Source organism: Micromonospora sp. NPDC049230, from assembly GCF_040647875.1.
Lineage (GTDB): Bacteria > Actinomycetota > Actinomycetes > Mycobacteriales > Micromonosporaceae > Micromonospora.
This window is the reverse complement of record NZ_JBEZCZ010000046.1, coordinates 23,671-42,271: the sequence shown is the minus strand read 5'-3', so window position 1 is coordinate 42,271 and position 18,601 is coordinate 23,671. Positions and strand designations below refer to the sequence as shown.

The following is an 18,601-nucleotide window of genomic DNA, read 5'->3' as shown; positions in this document are numbered from 1 at the left end:
AACCACCCCGGCCCGGTTGCGCGCCCGAGCAAGCGCCCCACCCGGCCCCGGGCAAGCGCCCCACCCGGCCCCGGGCAAGCGGCCCACCCCGGCCCCGGGCTACCGCGACATGCCGGAATAGCGCCCCCTGACCGCGATGATCGACTCGCCTTTCAGGAAATCGGTGCGTCAATCCGGCCCGGAGACCCCGACTTCATGAAAACCGAGTCGATCAAGGCGCGCGCACGGATCAAGGCGCGCGCAGGGATCGGCGGCGGGCGCTGGATCGGCGGCAGGGTTACTCGTGTGCATATACTTGCGGACGAGTAATTGGGCGCGAGTGAGGTGGGGAGGGCATCGTGCCGAAGCGGCGCAAGGTCGGCAATCTGCTCGCGTTGGCCGTGCTGTCCGCGCTTGTCCAACGGCCGATGCACCCGTACGAGATCGCCACCGCACTGCGGGCCTGGGGCAAGGACCAGGACATGGAGTTCAAGTGGGGTTCCTTCTACACGGTGATCCGCAACATGGAGAAGCACCGCCTGATCGACGCGGTGGAGAGCGTCCGCGAGGGCAGGCGCCCGGAACGCACCGTCTACCGGATCACCGACGCGGGGCGTGCCGAGCTTGTCGACTGGGCCCGCGAGCTGGTCTCCACCCCGATGCCGGAGCATCCCCGCTTCCGCGCCGGGTTGTCCGTCCTCGCCGCGCTGCACCCCGACGAGGCCACCGCCCTGCTTCGTCAGCGGCTCGACCTGCTCGACGACGCGCTCCGGCGGGACCGCGAGACGCTCGACGCCCACCTGCGGGAGATCCCGCGGCTGTTCCTGGTGGAGTCGGAGTACGACCTTGCTCTGCGGGAGGCGGAGGCGGCCTGGCTGCGTGCCCTGCTCGCCGAGCTGACCTCGGGCAGCTATCCGGGGCTGGACACCTGGCGGGCCTACCACGAGACCGGCGAGATGCCCACGGAGCTGATCGAGTTGACCGAGAGAACCACCACGCCGAAGACCAACGCCGACAGCCCCGACCCCACCAGCACTCCGAAGGCCAACGCCGAACCCATCCATCCGACAGCCAGCAGCCGGGAAGCCGACTGAAGACGGCTCCGGCGGGGTGCGCCAACACCCCGCCGGAGCCCTTACCCCGAACCGATGCCTGGGAAGGCGCCCGGCCCGAAGCGGCAACCAGAGGATAACCGGGCTCCCTCCCAGGTCGGTCGCACGCGACCACACACCCCAGGGAGAAGAGCATGCCCACGGTACGAACCGCGATCGTCATCGGCGGCGGCATCGCCGGACCGGTGACCGCACTCGCACTGCGCCGCGCCGGCATCACGGCGACCGTCTACGAGGCGTACCCGGCGACCGCCAGCGGAGTTGGCGGCATCGGCGGCACGCTCGCGCTCGCGCCCAACGGCGTGGCGGCCCTGCGTACGGTCGGCGCGGACGAGGCGGTGACGGCGACCGCCACCCCGATCACGCGCAGCGTGATGGCGGTCGGCCGACGTCGCATCGACCTGCCCACGCTGACCGGGGTGCCACCGCTGCACGTGGTGCACCGCGCTGAGCTGCATCGGGCGCTGCACGATCAGGCGGTAGCCGAGGGGGTCGGTTTCGCGTACGGCAAGCGGCTGGTCGACGCCGAGCAGACGGGGAGCGGCGTGACCGCCCACTTCGAGGACGGCGGCACCGCCACCGCCGACGTCCTGATCGGTGCCGACGGCATCCGGTCGACAGTTCGTGGCCTCATCGATCCGGCCGCGCCCGGTCCCCGGTTCACCGGCCTGCTCGGCTTCGAGGCGGTGGCCCGGCACGACGTGGACGCGGAGCCGGGCACGATGACGTTCGCGTTCGGGCGCCGCGGCTACTACCTCTACTGGCCGGAGCCGGGCGGTGGCACCCGGTGGGGGGCCAACCTGCCGTACCAGCGGCCGGTGAGTCTGGTCGAGGTCCGCACGGTGCCGTCGGCGCAGTGGCTGGCCACGTTGCGCGGCACCTACGGCGACGACGACCCGGGCCGGGAGCTGATGGCGACAAGCACCGCCGACGACCTCCAGGTGGTGGGAGCGTTGCAGATCATGCCGCCGGTGCCGCACTGGCACCGGGGTCGGATGGTGCTTGTCGGCGACGCGGCCCACGCACCGTCGAACAGCTCCGGGCAGGGCGCGTCGCTGGCCATCGAGAGCGCGGTCCAGCTCGCCCGCTGCCTGCGTGACCTACCGGACGTGGCGTCGGCATTCGCCGCGTTCGAGCGGCTGCGCCGCTCCCGGGTGGAGAAGGTCGCCGCCCGCGCGGCGCGGATCAACCACACGAAGGCGCCGGGGCCGGTGGGCCGGACGCTGATGCCTCTGCTGATGCCCCTACTGGTGCGCACCGCGATGGACCCGGAGAAGACGATCGCCCACGAGCAGCGGTACGTCATCGACTGGGACGCGCCGGTCACGGCGGAGCCCGCGGCGCGCTGAGCTACGGGTGCGAGTGGCAGGTGCTGATCGACTCGGGGTCCGGGAAATCGGGGTGTCGACCCGTCCCGGACCCCGCCACAGTCGTGAAGTCGCGTGGACTACGCCGCGGCGGCGGCCACCGCTGTCCGCGCGACAAGCGCGCGGCGCAGGTCGTCGTCGGCGTCGGTGACCACCCGGCGCAGGCCGGGGGTCAGGTCGTCGCGGGCCAGCAGCGCCGCGGCCGCCTCCCGGGTCGGCTGCGCCACGGCGTAGCGGGGAAACGCCAGCTTCGCGACCCGGTCGGCCGTCCACGGGGTACGCCGACGCGCGGCGGCGGGCATGTCCGTGAAGTACCGCTCGACGTACCCGGCGGTCAGCTCGGCCTGCTCGGGTTGCCAGAACCCCTCGGCGGTCGCTTCCAACAGGCGGTTGGACAGCTCGGTGTCGCGCACGATGATCTCCCAGGCCGCCTGCTTCGCGGCCGGGTCGGGCAGGGCGGCCCGGCAGCGGGCGGCCCGTTCGGCACCCGTGGAGCTGTTGTCGGCGGCCGCCTCGACGGCGATCTCCGCCTCGCCCGCGGCACCCAGCACCACCAACCGGCGCAGCACCGCCCAGCGCAGCTCCGCGTCGACCCGCAGCCCGGGCGGCACGTCACGGCCGGCGAGCCAACCGACGAGCAGGTCCGCGTCGGTGGTCGCGGCGATCCACCCCCGTGCGGCGGCCAACTGCAACGACTCCCCCGCCGGTGCGCCGGCGAGCAACCGATGGCACGCCTCGGCGACCCGGGCCAGCGCCGTGGACCGGGTCAGCGGGTCGAGGTAGCGGTCCACCAGTGACCGGCTGAGGGTGAGCACGTCCTCCGCGATGATCACCTCTGTCTCGGTGGGCAGCGCGGCGGCCATCAGATCGACCACGCCGCCGACCGGCCGCTCCCCGTCTGTCGCGGCGTCCAGTGCCTCGCCCCACAGGATCGCCCGGGTGAGCGGGTCGGCCAGGCCGGGCAGCATCCGCGCGACCGCATCCGCCGACGCCGGGTCGAGGCGCACCTTGGCGAAGGTGAGGTCACCGTCGTTGAGCAGCAGCAGCTGGGCGGCCGGGGTGCCCGCCAGGGCCCCCAACACGGTCCGGCCGCCGTCGGCCGTGGGGTCGATGTCGACGTCGTCGCGGCGGACGGTGCCGTCCACCGAGTAGCGGCCCACGCCGATCCGGTGCGGGCGCAGCACCGGGTGGGACTCCGGCGCGGTCTGCACCACTGCCACCTCGGAGTAGCGGCCGTCGGCGTCGACGGTGACCTCGGCACGCAGGGTGTTGACCTGCGAACGGCGCAACCACACCTCGGCCCAGCCGGACAGGTCCCGGCCACTGGCGGTGGAGAGGCTGACCAGCAGGTCGGCGAGCGTGGCGTTGCCGAAGCGGTGCTCGGCGAAGTGCGCGTTCAGGCCGGCGAGGAACGCCTCGTCACCGAGCCACGCGACAAGCTGCCGCAGCACGCTGGCGCCCTTGGCGTACGAGATGCCGTCGAAGTTGAGCAGGCCCTCGTCGGCGTCGGCGACCTCCTCCGGGGCGACCGGGTGGGTGGAGGGGCGCTGGTCGGCCGCGTAGCCCCAGGCCTTGCGACGCATCGCGAAGGTCGTCCACGCCTGGCCGAAGCGGGTCGCCTCCGCGGTGACGCGGGTGCCCAGGTACTCCGCGAAGGACTCGTTCAACCACAGGTCGTCCCACCAGCGCATGGTGACCAGGTCACCGAACCACATGTGCGCCATCTCGTGGGCGATGGTGGTGGCCCGCTGCTCGCGCTCGGTGTCGGTGACCGCCGAGCGGAACACGTAGTCGTCGCGGAAGGTGACGATGCCCGGGTTTTCCATGGCGCCGGCGTTGAATTCCGGCACGAACGCCTGGTCGTACTTGCCGAACGGGTAGCGCTCGGTGAAGAGCTGGTGGAACCGGTCCAGGCACTGCCGGGTGATGGTGAAGATCTCCTCGGCGTCGGCATCCAGGTGCTCGGCGAGCGACCGGCGGCAGTAGACGCCCAGCGGCACGCCGTCGTGCTCGGCACGCCGCACGTGGTAAGGACCGGCGATCAGCGAGAAGAAGTATGTGGCCAGCGGCGCGCTCGGGGCGAACTCCCACCGACCCGGTGCCGGAGTGGCAGCCACCTCGGCGTTGCTGGAGACCGTCCACTCTGGAGGGGCGGTCACCGAGAGGACGACGGGAGCCTTGAGGTCGGGCTGGTCGAACGCGGCGAAGATGCGCTGCACGTTGTCGAGGAAGCTCACCGCGTAGAGGTATGTCTCGCCGTCGGCCGGGTCGACGAAGCGGTGCATGCCCTCCCCCGCGTTGGAATACGCCATCTCCGCCTCGACGACGAGCGTGTTCTCCTCGGCGAGGCCGGTGAGCGGCAGCCGGTTGTCGGCCAACAGGGCAGGGTCGAGGTCGCTGTCGTTGAGGCGTACCGCCAGCAGTTTTGCGGGTTTGACCTCGGCGAAGGTCGCGGTGTCTGTGGCCGCCCGGAAGCGGATCACCACGCGGGAGCGGAACAGCTCCGCGCCGCCGGTCAGGTCGAGGTCCACCTGATAGGACTCGACAGTAATCGCCGCGCCACGCGCGGTCGCCTCTACACGGGTCAGGCTCGGCATCCGCTTATCCTGCCCGATGGGGATCGACACCCGGTCACCACACGACCCTCGGCACTGGAGGAAAGAACCATGGCGCAGCACCCCAAGGGCGACTTCGACCTCTCTCGGGCGGTCTGGCAGCGGGCCGAAGGGGACACCTCCGACAGCGCCGTCGAGGTCGCTTTCGTCGACGATCTGATCGGCATGCGTAACTCGGCCGAGCCCGAGGGGCCGGTGTTGGTCTTCACCCAGGCCGAGTGGGACGCGTTCGTCGCCGGCGCCCAGGACGGCGAGTTTGATCTGGACTGATCGCCCGCACGCTGTCGCCGTGCCGGTGCCGGTGATCCGGGCGCCGGCACGGCGACACCTGTTGTGGTCGGGCGTGCCGCTCGTCGGCCCCGCCCCCGCTGACGGCGGTCGGTGCGCCGCGGCGAGCAGGGGTCACCCATCGCCGTCACCCCAGCCGAGACCGCCGGGGCCCGGGGCGTGATGGAAGCCCGGATGATCGGCCACGTCGACGCAGCGCTCGCCGTCCGGGCCGATCGCCCCGCAGAACAACCGCACGGCCCGCTGCCAGGCATCGGCCGGCGACAGGGCCGCCGCCCCGAGCGCCACCTCCGGGCGGAGCAGGGTCAACGCCTCCGCGTACGCCACGGCCAGCTCGCGGGCGTCGGCCGCGTCCGGTGCGGTGAAGCCCAGGTGCACGGTGAAGAACCGGTGTGGTCGGGCCGGCCGTCGGGGCGGCCCGATCAGTGGCCGCTCGTCGCGGCCCGCACCCGGTGCCCCGCCCGCTCGCCGCTGCCGCCATTGCGGCGATCTGTTGTCGCGCATCCGCCCTCCCCGTGGTTGCCCCACCAGCAGCTAACCAGGTTTCGCCGCTCCTGGGAGGGGCCAGCCGACGCGGGGATTCAGCGGCGGCGTCGGGGGTAGACGCAGCCGGCCGGGGTGACCGGCCGCACCCGCGTGTGAGGAGACGTGATGGCGACAATGCCGGCCGACCGCAGCCCGGACAGCACCCTCGCGTTGCTCCGCGCCGGCTACCGGTTCATCGGTGCGCGCTGTGAGCGGTACGGCAGCGACGTCTTCCAGACCCGGATCCTGCTCGCACCGACGATCTGCCTGCGCGGCCGGCCGGCGGCGGTGTTGTTCTACGACAACGAACGCTTCCAACGGGCGACCGCGATGCCGCTGCGGGTGCAGCGGACCCTCACCGGTCGACGTGGGGTGCAGGGGCTGGACGGCCCGGAGCACGCCGGCCGCAAGGCCATGTTCATGTCGATCATGACACCGACCGCCATCCGGCAGCTCGGTCAGCTCTTCGACGACGAGTGGCAGGCGCGGCTCCCCGCCTGGGAGGCGGCTGGGCCGCTGCCGCTCTACGACGAGCTGGGCCGCCTGCTGACCCGGGTGGTCTGCGCCTGGGCCGGGGTGCCGCTGCCCACGGCACACGTCGAGCGGCGCGCCGTCGAGCTGCACGCCATGATCGAGGCTCCGGCGGTGGTCGGCCTCCGACACTGGCGGGGACGGCTCGCCCGAGGCCGCACCGAACGCTGGCTCGCCGACCTGATCGAACGGACCCGGGCCGGTCTCTTCCCGGCACCGCCCGGCAGCGCCCTGGCGGTGATCGCCGAGCACCGGGACCGGCAGGACCGGCTCCTACCCCGCCGGGTCGCGGCTGTGGAGTTGCTCAACGTGCTGCGGCCGGTGGTGGCCGTGGACCAGTACATCGCGTTCGCGGCCCTCGCCCTGCACGACCATCCGGGCTGGCGGGAACGGGTCCGCGACGACGACGCGGCCACCGAGAACTTCGTCCAGGAAGTACGCCGCTACTACCCGTTCTTCCCGATCGCGGCGGCCCGGGTCCGGCGTTCTTTCGACTGGCAGGGCCACCACTTTCCCCGAGGGCGACGGGTGCTGCTCGACCTGTACGGCACCAACCACCACCCGGCCCTCTGGCCGGAACCGGAGTTGTTCCGCCCGGAGCGGTTCGCCGGCCGACACGTGGACCCGTTCGAGTTGATCCCGCAGGGCGGTGGTGAGCACTGGGCGGGGCACCGTTGCGCGGGCGAGTGGATCACCATCGACCTGATGAAACGGGCGGTCGCCAACCTGACCGGCGCCATGCGCTACGACGTACCCGTCCAGGACCTGGCCCTGGACCTGCACCGGATGCCGGCGTTGCCGCCCCTCGGTCTGACCCTCACCAACGTCCGACGCACCGCCTGACCTGCGCCAGCGTCCCCGGCCATCGGTTTGGCCAGCACGGATGTGGGCAGGTGCTGCTCAGCCGGTGGTGCGCAGCGGTCCCGCCGAGGAGGCACAACGATGTCCCTGTTCAGCCCCGCTGGTGACGCCCGGCGCGCCGCACGCCGGGCGGGCGTCGACAGCGCCGGCACGTCGCCGGTCCACCTGCCGATGACGTACGTGCTGCCGCTGCGCTGGCACACGGACAGCGGTCTGGCCGAGTTGACCGGCTACCTGCGGTGGCTGGCCGAACGGGTCGAGGTGATCGTTGTCGACGGCTCCGCACCGGACCTGTTCGCGCGGCACGCCGACGCCTGGCGAGGGCTGGTCCGGCACGTTCCGCCCGACCCCGGCGAGCGCGGGCTCAACGGCAAGGTGATCGGCGTACGCACCGGCGTCCGCGCCGCGGGCCACGAGCACGTGGTGATCGCCGACGACGACGTCCGGTACGACGAGGCCGGGCTGACCGCCGTGCACCGGCTGCTGGGCCGGGTCGATCTGGTGCGACCACAGAACTACTTCGACCCGCTGCCCTGGCACGCCTGGTGGGACACCGGCCGGACACTGCTCAACCGGGCGCTCGGGGACGACTACCCGGGCACCCTCGCGGTGCGGCGCGGCACCTTCCTCGCCATGGGCGGGTACGACCCGGACGTGCTCTTCGAGAACCTGGAGCTGATCCGCACCGTGCGCGGGTACGGCGGAGTCGAGGCCAAGCCGGCCTGGCTGTACGTCCGCCGCCTACCGCCGGACGCGGCGCACTTCCGTGGCCAACGGGTCCGCCAGGCGTACGACGATCTGGCCCAGCCGGCACGCCTGCTGACCGCGCTCGCGGTCCTGCCGGGGCTGGCGGCGGCGGTCGCGTCGCGCCGGCCCCGGCTGCTGCTCGGCGCGGCGGCCGGGGTGGTCGCGCTGGCCGAGGCGGGTCGCCGTCGCGCCGGCGGTGACCGGGTGTTTCCGCCGACCACGGCGCTGGCGGCCCCACTCTGGCTGCTGGAGCGCGGGGTGTGCGGCTGGCTGGCGGTAGCCCAGCGGTTCCTGCGCGGCGGCGTCCGCTACGGCGACACCCACATCCGCCGAGCCGCCAACCCCGCCCCACACCACCCCCTGACCCGCGCGATCTTGCACTTTCGGCCGCGACAAGACGGCCCTCAATAGGACAAATACTCGACGAAACTGCAAGATCGACGGGGCGGGGGTGGGATTGGGACAGCTCGCGGGCACCGGGACGGTGACCGCGAGCTGTCGTCGGGGTGCGACGGGTGGGGTCAGGGGCTGACCTGGCGCCGAGCCTGCTGGGCGTGATCCTTGACGTCGGACGCGGCGGACCTGGTGTCGTCCTTGACCGCGTGCACGGCGTCCTGAGCGGTGGACCGCACCGACTGGGCGGCCTGCTGGGCGGGCTCGCGCAGCTCCTCCTTGAGCTCGTTGGCCACCTCCCCCAGCTTCTCCTTCACCGCACCGCTGTGCTCGCCGACCCGCTCCTTGAGCTGCGTCGCGGCCTGCTGCTCGCGGCGGGAGGCCGGGATCAGCGACGACGCCAACCAGCCGACCCCGAACGCGATCAGACCGGCGGCGAGGGGGTTGCCCTGGGACTTCTGCCGGATCACCCGCGGCGCGCTGTGCGCGGCGTCGCTGACGGAGGTCGCCGCCGAGTGCGCGGCGTCGCTGACGCTGGAGGCCGCCGACGAGGCGCGGTCGCCCACCGAGTGGGCCGCCTGGCCGGTGCCGTGGCCGAGGTCAGACGCGGTTCCCATGACCTTGTCCCTCACATTCAGTAGAGCGGAACGGGCCCGCTGCTTGCGGTCGTCGACGATGCGACTGGGGCTGACCTTGTACGCCAGGGCGTCCACATCGGAGCTGAGACTGTTACGGGTGGCTTCGATCTCCCGGCGGATCTGATCGGGATCGGTGCTCATCGGGTGACTCCCTCCGGGTGCGGCTTGAGCGCGTCGGGGATCCGCTGCACGCTGTCGTTCGTCTGCTTGAGCCCGCGTACGTGCTGGGCGTTCTTCTTGGCCATCGAGTAGAGGACGGCGGCGACCGCGGCCCAGATGACGGCCACGATCAGCGCGGCCAGACCGGAGTCCATGACGTTGTCCAGGAACTGCCACACGGCGATGGACACGAAGAGCGCCACCATGTAGCCGCCGAAGCCGGCACCGCCGAAGAGCCCGGCGGCCTTGCCGGCCTTCTTGCCCTCCTGGCGGATCTCGGCCTTGGCCAGTTCGACCTCCTGGCGCATCAGCGTCGACAGGTCACTTGTCACCTGACGCATCAGCTCACCGATGGAGCTGCCCTTCACCTCCGCCGCCGTGTGCGGGGCACCCGCGTCGGGGTGGTAACCGGAGCCCGGGCCGGGCCCCTGCGTCGGCATGCTCATGCCGTCGCCTCCCTTCGGACGAGTCGGCGGCTCACGGGCGGGTGCTGCCGCTGGACGGCACGCCCGGCAGCGGGTCGGTCTGCTGCACCGGCGGCAGCGGCTGCCCGGTGCCGGAGTGCTCCGGGTAGCCGCCCCCGTCGGGGTCGGCGTGGGTGCCGGGCGTCGGGTCGGCGTAGCCGCCGGACGTCGGCTCGGTGTGCGTGCCGGGGGTCGGGTCGAGGTAACCGCCCGGTGGAACGGCGTCCGGCACCGCGCGGGGCGCCGGCGGCTGCGTCGGGATCACCGCGGTCCGCTCCGGGTCGTACGCCCCGGCACCCCGGTAGGTCGAGGTGCCGTTGCTGTTGCCGGAGTCGTCGCCGGCAGCGGAGATGCCCCGGGTGAGCCGGCCCGCCAACACGCCGAGAACGGCCGCGCCGACCAGGAAGGTGCCCGGGTTGCGCCGCGCGTAGTCGCGTACCTCGGTGAGCAGGTCGCCCGGTTCGCGCTGCTCGAGCCAACCGGCGACGCCGTGCACCCGGTCGGCGGCCTGGCGGGCCAGCTCGGTCACCGGACCGGCCTGGCCACCCTGCTCGGCCATCGAGCGCATCTCGTCGGCCAGCGACCGCAGCCCACCAGCCGCGCGGCGCTGCTGCTCACCGGTCTGGCTGGCGAGCTGGGTGCGGGCCTCGCCGTACAGGTTGCGCGCCTGCCGGGCCGCCTCACGGCCGACCTCGGTGCCCTGCTCCCTGGCGGTCTGGGCGACCGCGCCGCCGGCCTGCGCGGCCTCGGCGCCGACCTGGCGTGCCTGGTCACGGACGCCGCCGCCGTTCGTCGACTCCGGCCCGTACGTGGAAGACGTGGATGAAAGATCGTAAGACATGATTTCCCTTCCGCTCAGAAAGTCGTCGCGGTTGTGCTGGGGGGTGCGGTGGTGTCGCTTCAGCCGCTCACCGAATCCCTACCCTGCGTTTCGGCTTCCATACCTCTTCGTGCATTTCTCTGCGGGAGCGACCGGATCGACTTCAAAATGGAGGATCGTCGGGCTGCGTCACGTCGCCGCTGCGGACAGTGCGGTTCGCGAGGCTGGCAGATCCACGAAGGGGGCAGCGATGGCACGAGACGTGCGAGGTGGCCGACGGGCGGGCCCCCGACCCCGGGTGCAGGTGGCCGCGCTGGTCGTGGCCGGGGTCTTCCTGCTGATCGGCGTCCTCGGCTTCATTCCCGGGATCACCACCGACTACGGCGAGCTGAGATTCGCCGGGCACCACTCGGACGCGCGGCTGCTCGGGCTGTTCCAGGTGTCGATCCTGCACAACGCGGTGCATCTGCTGTTCGGATTGGCCGGCCTGGTGCTGGCTCGCAGCGTCGGCGGCGCCCGCGTGTTCCTGGCCGGCGGCGGCGCGATCTACCTCGGCCTCTGGCTGTACGGCCTGGGCATCGAGGCCGTCGACGCCGAGAGCGGGGCGAACATCCTGCCGGTCAACGACGCCGACAACTGGCTGCACCTCGCACTCGGCTTCGGCATGCTCGCGCTCGGGCTGCTGCTGTCCAACCAGGCGGGCACCGGCGGGCGCCTGGACAACCCGGCCGACCGGCACTGACCTGGAGATTTGGGGTTTCGCGGTCGCGCGCGTCGGGGTAACTCGATCAGCGAAGGAGGTACGATCATGCCTCGTTGGCTACGTGACAACGCACTGACCGTCGCCATGCTGGGTGCGTTCCTGGTGTTCCTGGTGTTGCAGAGCGTCTTCGGCTGGCAGACCCACAACGAGGAGCTGACCGAGTTCGGGGCCGCGCCGCTGAGCTGGCCGGCGTACCTGACAAGCGGGCACTTCGTCGAGTCCGTCTTCGAGAACTGGGAGTCGGAGTTCCTCCAGATGGGCGGGTACGTGCTGCTCACCGCCCACCTGGTGCAGCGGGGCTCGGCCGAGTCGAAGCCGGTGGACCAGACCGACCGGCCGGAGGACGACGAGCGGCGGGCGACCCCGCAGTCACCCTGGCCGGCGCGCGTCGGCGGCCTGCCCCTGGTGATCTACCGCAACAGCCTCTCCCTCGCACTGCTGCTGATCTTCGCCGGCTCGTTCGTCGGTCACCTGTTCGGTGGCACCGCCGCGTACAACCAGGAGCAGGCGCTACAGAGCGGAGCACCACCGATCGGGGTGTGGGAGTTCCTCGGCACCAGCGACTTCTGGTTCCAGTCCATGCAGAACTGGCAGAGCGAGTTCCTCGCCGTCGGAGCGCTGATCCTGCTGAGCATCGTCCTGCGCCAGCACGCCTCGCCAGAGTCGAAGCCGGTGACCGTCACGCACGCCACCACCGGCGCCTGAGGGATCAGGCCGCGACCGGCAGTCGCTTGGCGAAGCAGATGCTGTACGGGTTGCCCACGTACTCGCCGTAGACCGGGATCTGGTGGTAGCCACACGACGTGTACAGCGCGATCGCCGCCGGCAGGTAGGTGCCCGTCTCCAGGCAGACCACCGAGTGCCCCTGCCGGAACGCGCACTCCTCCAGCGCGGCCAGCAGTTGCCGGGCGATGCCCCGCCCCCGGTACGCGGGCCGGACGTACATCCGCTTGACCTCGCCGGTCTCGGCATCGATCGCCTGGAGCCCGCCACAGGCGACCGCCCGACCGTTAACCACCGCCGCCAGGTAGCGGACGTCGTCGTGGGGGACGAAGACCTGCCCGTCCAACCCGCCATCGGCCGCGAGCAGCTCCCGCTGCTGGGCGATGATCAGGGCGGCGATCTCCGGATCGGTGGCGGGCCGAGACTCGATCAACATCACCCCACGCTAGGACCGGTGGATTTCGCGGAGGTTTCCGGAAATCAACCCGATCACGGAGCGCAACGGACTACTCGGCGTCGTCCTCGTCGTCGTTGAGGTCGTCGGTCGCGTCCGCGCCAACCTCGTCGGCCGACCGCACCCGGCGGGCCTTGCGGGCAGCGAGCCGGTCCGCGGCGGAGAGCCGGTTCGACTTCTCCTCCAGGCGGACGTCGGTGCCCCGGTTGCCGGGCACGAAATCGACGCCGGCATAGAGCGTCGGTTGCCAGTCGAACTCGCGCTCACCGATCCGGACCAGGTCACCGGGCTCCGCGCCGGCCTTGGCCAGCTTGTCCTCCACTCCGAGCCGGGCCAGCCGGTCGGCGAGGTAGCCGACCGCCTCGTCGTTGTCGAAGTTGGTCTGCTTGACCCAGCGCTCCGGTCGGACACCACGAACGGTGAACGAACCGTCCGCCTCGGCCGTGATGGTGAAGCCATCGTCGTCCACCGCGATCGGACGGATCACGATCCGGGTCGGCTCGGCCGGCGGCGCGGCCTTGCGTTCCGCCTCGACCAGCTCGGCCATCGCGTAGGTGAGTTCCTTGAGCCCCTCGCGGGTGGCCGCGGAGACCTCGAACACCCGGTAGCCGCGCTCCTCCAGGTCGGGGCGCACGATCTCGGCGAGGTCCCGGCCGTCCGGCACGTCGACCTTGTTCACGGCCACCAGCCGGGGGCGGTCGGCCAGCCCGCCGTACTGGCTCAGCTCGGCCTCGATGGCGTCGATGTCGGCCACCGGGTCACGGCCGGGCTCCAGCGTCGCCGAGTCGATGACGTGCACCAGCACCGCGCAGCGTTCGATGTGCCGCAGGAACTCCAGGCCCAGCCCCTTGCCGTTGGCCGCGCCGGGGATCAGACCCGGCACGTCGGCGACGGTGAAGGTGTGGTTGTCCATCCGGACCACGCCGAGGTTGGGCACGAGGGTGGTGAACGGGTAGTCGGCGATCTTCGGCTTCGCGGCGGAGATCACCGAGATCAGCGACGACTTGCCGGCCGACGGGAAGCCCACCAGGCCCACGTCGGCGACGCTCTTCAGCTCCAGCACGATGTCCAGCTGGTCACCGGGCTCACCCAGCTCGGCGAAGCCCGGCGCCTTGCGCTTGGCGTTGGCCAGCGAGGCGTTGCCCCGCCCGCCACGCCCGCCCCGGGCCACCTCGAAAGTGGTGCCGGCGCCAACCATGTCGGCCAGCACGGTGCCGTCGGTGGTCTGCACCACTGTGCCGTTGGGCACCTTCAACATCAGGGTGCGGCCGTTGGCCCCGTCCCGGTTCGACCCGGCGCCACCCTTGCCGTTGTCGGCCTTGACGTGTGGGTGGAAGTGGAAGTCGAGCAGAGTGGTGACCTGCGGGTCGACCACCAGGGACACGCTGCCGCCATGCCCGCCGTTACCGCCGTCCGGCCCACCGAAGGGCTTGAACTTCTCGCGGTGGATCGAGACACAACCGTGCCCGCCATCGCCGGCCTGCAGATGCAGAACGACCCGGTCAACGAACGTTGCCACGGCGTCAATCCTTCCAGCGAGGTCCGACCCCGCACTACGCGAAAAAGGCTAAGCGGGCCGGGACCCGGAGGTCCGCGGCCCGCTTGAGCGAAGAGAACTACTGCTGCGGAACGATGCTGACGGTCTTACGACCGCGCTTGGTGCCGAAGAGGACCGCACCGGCGGACAGCGCGAACAGCGTGTCGTCGCCGCCGCGGCCGACCAGGTCACCGGGGTGGAACTTGGTGCCACGCTGGCGGATGAGGATCTCACCGGCGCTGACAACCTGACCACCGAAGCGCTTCACGCCGAGTCGCTGGGCCGCGGAGTCACGACCGTTACGCGAGCTGGACGCACCCTTTTTGTGAGCCATTGGAGGACGACCTACTTCCCGCTGGAGATGCCGGTCACCTTGACCTGGGTCAACGGCTGGCGGTGACCCTGGCGCTTGTGGTAGCCGGTCTTGTTCTTGAACTTGTGGATCCGGATCTTCGGGCCCTTGGTGTGCGCGGCGATTTCGCCGGACACCGCGACCTCGGCAAGCTTCGCCGCGTCGGTCACCAGGTCGTCACCGTCGACGAGGAGCACCGCGGTGAGCTTCACCGCGTCACCGGGAGCACCGGTGAGCTTCTCGACCTCGATCACGTCGCCCTCGGCGACCTTGTACTGCTTGCCGCCGGTCTTGACGATCGCGTACATCGGAGGCGGACTCCCTGTCGTTGAGGCTGCTGGCGGTCGTCCCCGCGGCGGCTCGCCGGGTAGCAGTGCACGGCGGCGCGGGCACACGGGAACTCGGCACACCAAAGGTGGGCCGCAGGCAAGAGTACGCCATCGCCGGCCCGGACCCCAAACCGGCCCGCCGTAGGGCCCGTTTCATCAGGCCTGGCGGCCTGACGAGACAGGCCCTGGTCAGCGCGCGCAGAGCTGATCGAGGCGCTGCTGGAGCCTGTCGAGTTCGGTCTCGTCGATCGACTCGACGTCGGCACCGAGCGCGGCGACCTCGGTGCCGAGGTCGGTGAGCAGTGTCTTGAGCTGCGGATCGGTGGCCCGCTCCGACTGCTCGCGCAGCTCGTTCCGCCAGCCGGCCAACGCCGCCTCGGCCCGTCCGCGAGCGGCCTCGGCGGCGCCGGTGTCCCCGGCCCCAATCGCCGCGACCAACTGGCCCAGCTCCGCCACGTACGTCCGGACGGCGGTGGTGCTGGCCTGCTGGGCGGCGGCGCAGACCTCCGTGGCGCCCCCCGCCGCGCCACCACCGGCCGGCGGGGCGGAGGGGTCACCGGCGCTTTCGGTGGCCACGCCGCTCGGCCCGGCACCAGAGGGCCGGTTGGTGTCACACCCCGCCGCGCCGAAGAGCACTGTGACAAGTGTGGTGACGGCAAGCAGACGACGCATCTTCTTCTCCTGACCCGGGACCGCCGGTCATGGACCGGGGTGGCAGCGACGGCGAGGTCCCTCCCCCGTCACTTTGCCGGGGAAGGGACCTCGTCAAACACGTGGCCGGTCAGGCGGTCAGGGGCGGGTCCGCCGGCGGGCGCCACCCCGGCGGGACCGGCGGCGGCCGGCGCCCCCCTCGGTGGTGTCCTCGTCGCCCTCACCGTCGGCGAGCGCGTCCGGGTCGTCCGCCGCGGCCAGCCGGGCCGACTCCCCCTGCTGACTGTCGGAGATCGCCGGCGCGGCGGCGGTGTCCGACTCGTAGCGCGACAGGTCGTAGCCCATCGTGTCCTGGTAGTCGGCATCCGGTTCGGCGGCGGTCTCGATGTCGGTGTCGGTGTCGACGACCTCGACCACGGCCCGCTCGACCGGGGCGTTCTTGCGGGTCCGGCGCCGGGACGAGGCGGTGCCCTGCTCGGCGGCCGGGGCGGCGGCCACCGACGAGGCGACGGCCTTGACCTTCTCCCCGGCACCGGCGGGACGCGCCTTCTCCGGCACCGGCTCGGTGTGCATGATCACGCCCCGGCCCTTGCAGCACTCGCAGGTCTCGCTGAACGCCTCCAGCAGGCCCGCGCCGATCCGCTTACGGGTCATCTGCACCAGACCGAGCGAGGTGATCTCGGTGACCTGGTGCTTGGTGCGGTCCCGGCCCAGGCACTCGGTGAGTCGGCGCAGCACCAGCTCGCGGTTCGACTCAAGCACCATGTCGATGAAGTCGATCACCACGATGCCGCCGATGTCCCGCAACCGGAGCTGACGGACGATCTCCTCCGCCGCCTCCAGGTTGTTGCGGGTGACGGTCTCCTCCAGGTTGCCGCCGGAGCCGGTGTACTTGCCGGTGTTGACGTCCACCACCGTCATCGCCTCGGTACGGTCGATCACCAGCGAGCCACCGGAGGGCAGGAAGACCTTGCGGTCCAGGCCCTTGATGATCTGCTCGTCGATCCGGTACTCGGCGAAGACGTCACTCGTGCCGACGTGCCGGCGCACCCGGTCGACAAGATCCGGGGAGACGTGCGACAGGTACGACTCGACGATGTCGTACGACTGCTCGCCCTCGATCACCAGCTCGCGGAAGTCCTCGTTGAACAGGTCCCGGACCACCCGGATGACCAGGTCCGGCTCCCCGTAGAGCAGCGCCGGGGCGCCACCCTCGGCGGCCTTGGCCTGGATGTCCTCCCACTGCGCCTGGAGCCGCTTGACGTCACGGGCCAGCTCGTCCTCGGTGGCGCCCTCGGCGGCCGTCCGGACGATCACGCCAGCGCCGTCCGGGACCAGCTTCTTGAGCACGTCCCGCAGCCGCTTGCGCTCGTTGTCCGGCAGCTTGCGGCTGATCCCCGAGGCGTTGCCGTTGGGCACGTAGACCAGGTGCCGGCCGGAGAGCGCGATGTGGCTGGTCAGCCGAGCGCCCTTGTGCCCGATCGGGTCCTTGGTGACCTGGACCAGCACCGAGTCGCCGGAGCGCAGCGCCTGCTCGATCGAGCGGGCCCGCCCCTCCAGACCGGAGGTGTCCCAGTTGACCTCGCCGGCGTACAGCACCGCGTTGCGGCCACGGCCGACGTCGACGAACGCCGCCTCCATGCTGGGCAGCACGTTCTGCACCTTGCCCAGGTACACGTTGCCGGCCATGGTGCCGGAGGAGTTGCGGGTGACGTAGTGCTCGACGAGCACCCCGTCCTCCAGGACGGCGATCTGGGTGCGGTCGCCGCGCTGGCGAACCGCCATCACCCGGTCGACCGCCTCCCGGCGTGCCAGGAACTCCGACTCGCTGAGGATCGGCGGCCGCGTACGCCGCTGCTCCCGGCCGTCGCGGCGGCGCTGGCGCTTGGCCTCCAGCCGGGTCGAACCGGACACGCCCTGCACCTCGTCGACGGTCCGGCGCGGCTCACGGATCTTGACCACGGTCGGTACGCCGTCGTCGGCGGCACCCTCCGTGTCGCCCGCGCCCCGGCGACGACGACGCCGGCGGCGACGGGTCAGGCCGTCCCCGCCCTCGGCCTCCTCGTCCTCGTCACCCTCGGCCTCAACCTCGGCGGTCTCCTCCTCGTCGGCCTGCGCGGCCTCCTCGGAATCCTCGTCCTCGGCGTCGTCGGCCCCGCCCTTGCCCCGACCCCGACCCCGGCGACCACGCCGGCGGCGGCGGCGCGCGGCGGCGCTGTCCTCGTCGTCCTCATCCGCCTCGGTGGACTCGTCGGCCTCCTCGGTCGGCTCCTCCTCGGCCTCGATCGCCTCGACCGGCTCCACCGGCTCGGCCTCGCGGCGTCCACGCCGACGGCGGCGGGACGGCTCGGCGGCCTCCTCCACCGCCGGCTCCTCGGCGACGGGAGCGGGCTCGACCGGCCGGGTCACCGGCACGGCGTCCGGCTGGGGTGCCATGAACAGCACAGTGGGCGCGGAGAGGGCGGCCCGACGACGACGCGTACGCGGCTGCTCCGGCTCGACCTCGGCCGGCTCGTTCGGCTCATCTGTCACACCGGCAACGGCGACACCTGGTGACACCTCGCCGGAGCTGGTCCAGGGCGACTCGGCCGGGGTCGCGCTCGGGGTGTCGTTCAGCTCGGCCTCGGCCTCGCGCAGATCGGACTCCGCCGGCTCCTCCGCGACGGCCGGCAGCTCGGCGGCCGACTCCTCGGCGGCCGACTCCTCGACGGCCGGCTCCTCGACCGCAGGCGGCTCCTCGACCGCGGGCGGCTCCTCGACGGCGGCCGGGGTGGCCTTCTTGCGTCGGGTACGGGTCACCTTCACCGGTGGAACCACGTCGGCCGAGGCCGACTCCGCGGAGGTGGCCACGAGCGGCTCCTCGGCGGTCGTCTCGACCGGGGTGGCCTTGCGGCGCCGCCGGGGGGTCTTGGGGGCGACATCCTGGTCGCCGGAGATCGGGGCGAACACCTCCGCCTGCGGCGACTCGGCACTGCCGGTCTCGCCGGTGGACGCCTCAGCCGGCGCGTCGGTCTGCTCCGGCTGGCTCAGCGGGGCGGCGCGACGGCGGGTCGACCGGGTGCGTCGTGCCGGCGCGGCGGGCTCGGCGCTCTCCGCGCCACCCGGGTCCAGCGAAGCCGAACCGACAGCGGTGGCGCCGTCGGCCGTGGTGCTCTGGTCGGCGGTTTCCCCGGCCGGCTGTGAACCGGTCCGTTCGCCGCCCTCGGGCTCGTTCTCGAGCATGGACGTTCTCCAGTTCTGGCTGCCCCGGGCGCGGGTGAGCGCTGCCACGCAGGGTCGCCGCAAAAGTGTTT

The 18,601-nt window shown here is 72.0% G+C and carries 18 protein-coding genes; 7 read left to right on the top strand and 11 right to left on the bottom strand.

Going from position 1 to position 18,601, the window contains the following annotated elements; genetic code table 11:
* Positions 1-338: 338 nt before the first annotated feature.
* Positions 339-1,073, top strand: coding sequence for a PadR family transcriptional regulator (locus AB0A95_RS29160; RefSeq protein ID WP_357558939.1), 735 nt, complete (start codon positions 339-341; stop codon positions 1,071-1,073).
* 152 nt (positions 1,074-1,225) lie between these two features.
* Positions 1,226-2,440, top strand: a complete 1,215-nt coding sequence (locus tag AB0A95_RS29155; RefSeq protein WP_357558938.1) for an NAD(P)/FAD-dependent oxidoreductase — start codon at positions 1,226-1,228, stop codon at positions 2,438-2,440.
* A gap of 98 nt (positions 2,441-2,538) precedes the next feature.
* On the opposite strand, the gene pepN is transcribed toward AB0A95_RS29155, so the two are convergent.
* Positions 2,539-5,055, bottom strand: coding sequence for an aminopeptidase N (pepN, locus tag AB0A95_RS29150; RefSeq protein ID WP_357558937.1), 2,517 nt, complete (start codon positions 5,053-5,055; stop codon positions 2,539-2,541).
* Between the two features lie 69 nt (positions 5,056-5,124).
* Between pepN and AB0A95_RS29145 the strand changes: the two genes are divergently transcribed.
* Positions 5,125-5,343 (top strand): DUF397 domain-containing protein, encoded by a 219-nt coding sequence (locus tag AB0A95_RS29145; RefSeq protein WP_030491749.1) that lies wholly within the window; start codon positions 5,125-5,127, stop codon positions 5,341-5,343.
* A gap of 132 nt (positions 5,344-5,475) precedes the next feature.
* On the opposite strand, the gene AB0A95_RS29140 is transcribed toward AB0A95_RS29145, so the two are convergent.
* Positions 5,476-5,865, bottom strand: coding sequence for a hypothetical protein (locus AB0A95_RS29140; RefSeq protein ID WP_357558936.1), 390 nt, complete (start codon positions 5,863-5,865; stop codon positions 5,476-5,478).
* Between the two features lie 147 nt (positions 5,866-6,012).
* Here AB0A95_RS29140 and AB0A95_RS29135 point away from each other — a divergent pair, with 147 nt between their 5' ends.
* Positions 6,013-7,260 (top strand): cytochrome P450, encoded by a 1,248-nt coding sequence (locus AB0A95_RS29135; RefSeq protein ID WP_357558935.1) that lies wholly within the window; start codon positions 6,013-6,015, stop codon positions 7,258-7,260.
* A 99-nt stretch (positions 7,261-7,359) separates the two neighbouring features.
* Entirely contained in the window at positions 7,360-8,436 is a 1,077-nt protein-coding gene (locus AB0A95_RS29130; protein WP_357558934.1) for a glycosyltransferase family 2 protein, read from the top strand.
* Positions 8,437-8,546: 110 nt separating this feature from the next.
* Here AB0A95_RS29130 and AB0A95_RS29125 read toward each other — a convergent pair whose 3' ends face one another.
* The 3 genes from AB0A95_RS29125 to AB0A95_RS29115 are packed head-to-tail and all read right to left on the bottom strand — an operon-like array spanning position 8,547 to position 10,520.
* Positions 8,547-9,197 carry a DUF3618 domain-containing protein gene (locus AB0A95_RS29125; protein WP_357558933.1) on the bottom strand — a complete coding sequence of 217 codons (651 nt, stop codon included), beginning with the start codon at positions 9,195-9,197 and terminating at the stop codon, positions 8,547-8,549.
* Positions 9,194-9,661 (bottom strand): phage holin family protein, encoded by a 468-nt coding sequence (locus tag AB0A95_RS29120; protein WP_357558932.1) that lies wholly within the window; start codon positions 9,659-9,661, stop codon positions 9,194-9,196. The genes AB0A95_RS29125 and AB0A95_RS29120 overlap by 4 nt, the downstream gene beginning before the upstream one ends.
* 31 nt (positions 9,662-9,692) lie before the next feature.
* Positions 9,693-10,520, bottom strand: coding sequence for a hypothetical protein (locus AB0A95_RS29115; protein WP_357558931.1), 828 nt, complete (start codon positions 10,518-10,520; stop codon positions 9,693-9,695).
* Between the two features lie 229 nt (positions 10,521-10,749).
* Between AB0A95_RS29115 and AB0A95_RS29110 the strand changes: the two genes are divergently transcribed.
* Entirely contained in the window at positions 10,750-11,241 is a 492-nt protein-coding gene (locus AB0A95_RS29110; RefSeq protein ID WP_357558930.1) for a DUF4383 domain-containing protein, read from the top strand.
* 66 nt (positions 11,242-11,307) lie between these two features.
* A complete protein-coding gene (locus AB0A95_RS29105) occupies positions 11,308-11,967 on the top strand; it encodes a DUF6766 family protein (RefSeq protein ID WP_357558929.1) in 660 nt (219 codons plus the stop codon).
* A gap of 4 nt (positions 11,968-11,971) precedes the next feature.
* Here the strand turns inward: AB0A95_RS29105 and AB0A95_RS29100 are convergent, their stop codons facing one another.
* The 6 genes from AB0A95_RS29100 to AB0A95_RS29075 all read right to left on the bottom strand — a co-directional run bounded on the left by AB0A95_RS29100 (position 11,972) and on the right by AB0A95_RS29075 (position 18,530).
* Positions 11,972-12,421 (bottom strand): GNAT family N-acetyltransferase, encoded by a 450-nt coding sequence (locus AB0A95_RS29100; protein WP_357558928.1) that lies wholly within the window; start codon positions 12,419-12,421, stop codon positions 11,972-11,974.
* A gap of 70 nt (positions 12,422-12,491) precedes the next feature.
* Entirely contained in the window at positions 12,492-13,958 is a 1,467-nt protein-coding gene (gene obgE, locus AB0A95_RS29095) for a GTPase ObgE (RefSeq protein WP_357558927.1), read from the bottom strand.
* Positions 13,959-14,055: 97 nt separating this feature from the next.
* Positions 14,056-14,310 (bottom strand): 50S ribosomal protein L27, encoded by a 255-nt coding sequence (rpmA, locus tag AB0A95_RS29090; RefSeq protein WP_074313740.1) that lies wholly within the window; start codon positions 14,308-14,310, stop codon positions 14,056-14,058.
* An 11-nt stretch (positions 14,311-14,321) separates the two neighbouring features.
* A complete protein-coding gene (rplU, locus tag AB0A95_RS29085; protein WP_007464063.1) occupies positions 14,322-14,636 on the bottom strand; it encodes a 50S ribosomal protein L21 in 315 nt (104 codons plus the stop codon).
* 210 nt (positions 14,637-14,846) lie between these two features.
* On the bottom strand, positions 14,847-15,329 hold the full coding sequence (locus AB0A95_RS29080) for a hypothetical protein (protein ID WP_357558926.1): 483 nt from the start codon (positions 15,327-15,329) through the stop codon (positions 14,847-14,849).
* A gap of 117 nt (positions 15,330-15,446) precedes the next feature.
* A complete protein-coding gene (locus AB0A95_RS29075; RefSeq protein WP_357558925.1) occupies positions 15,447-18,530 on the bottom strand; it encodes an Rne/Rng family ribonuclease in 3,084 nt (1,027 codons plus the stop codon).
* Between the last annotated feature and the right edge of the window lie 71 nt (positions 18,531-18,601).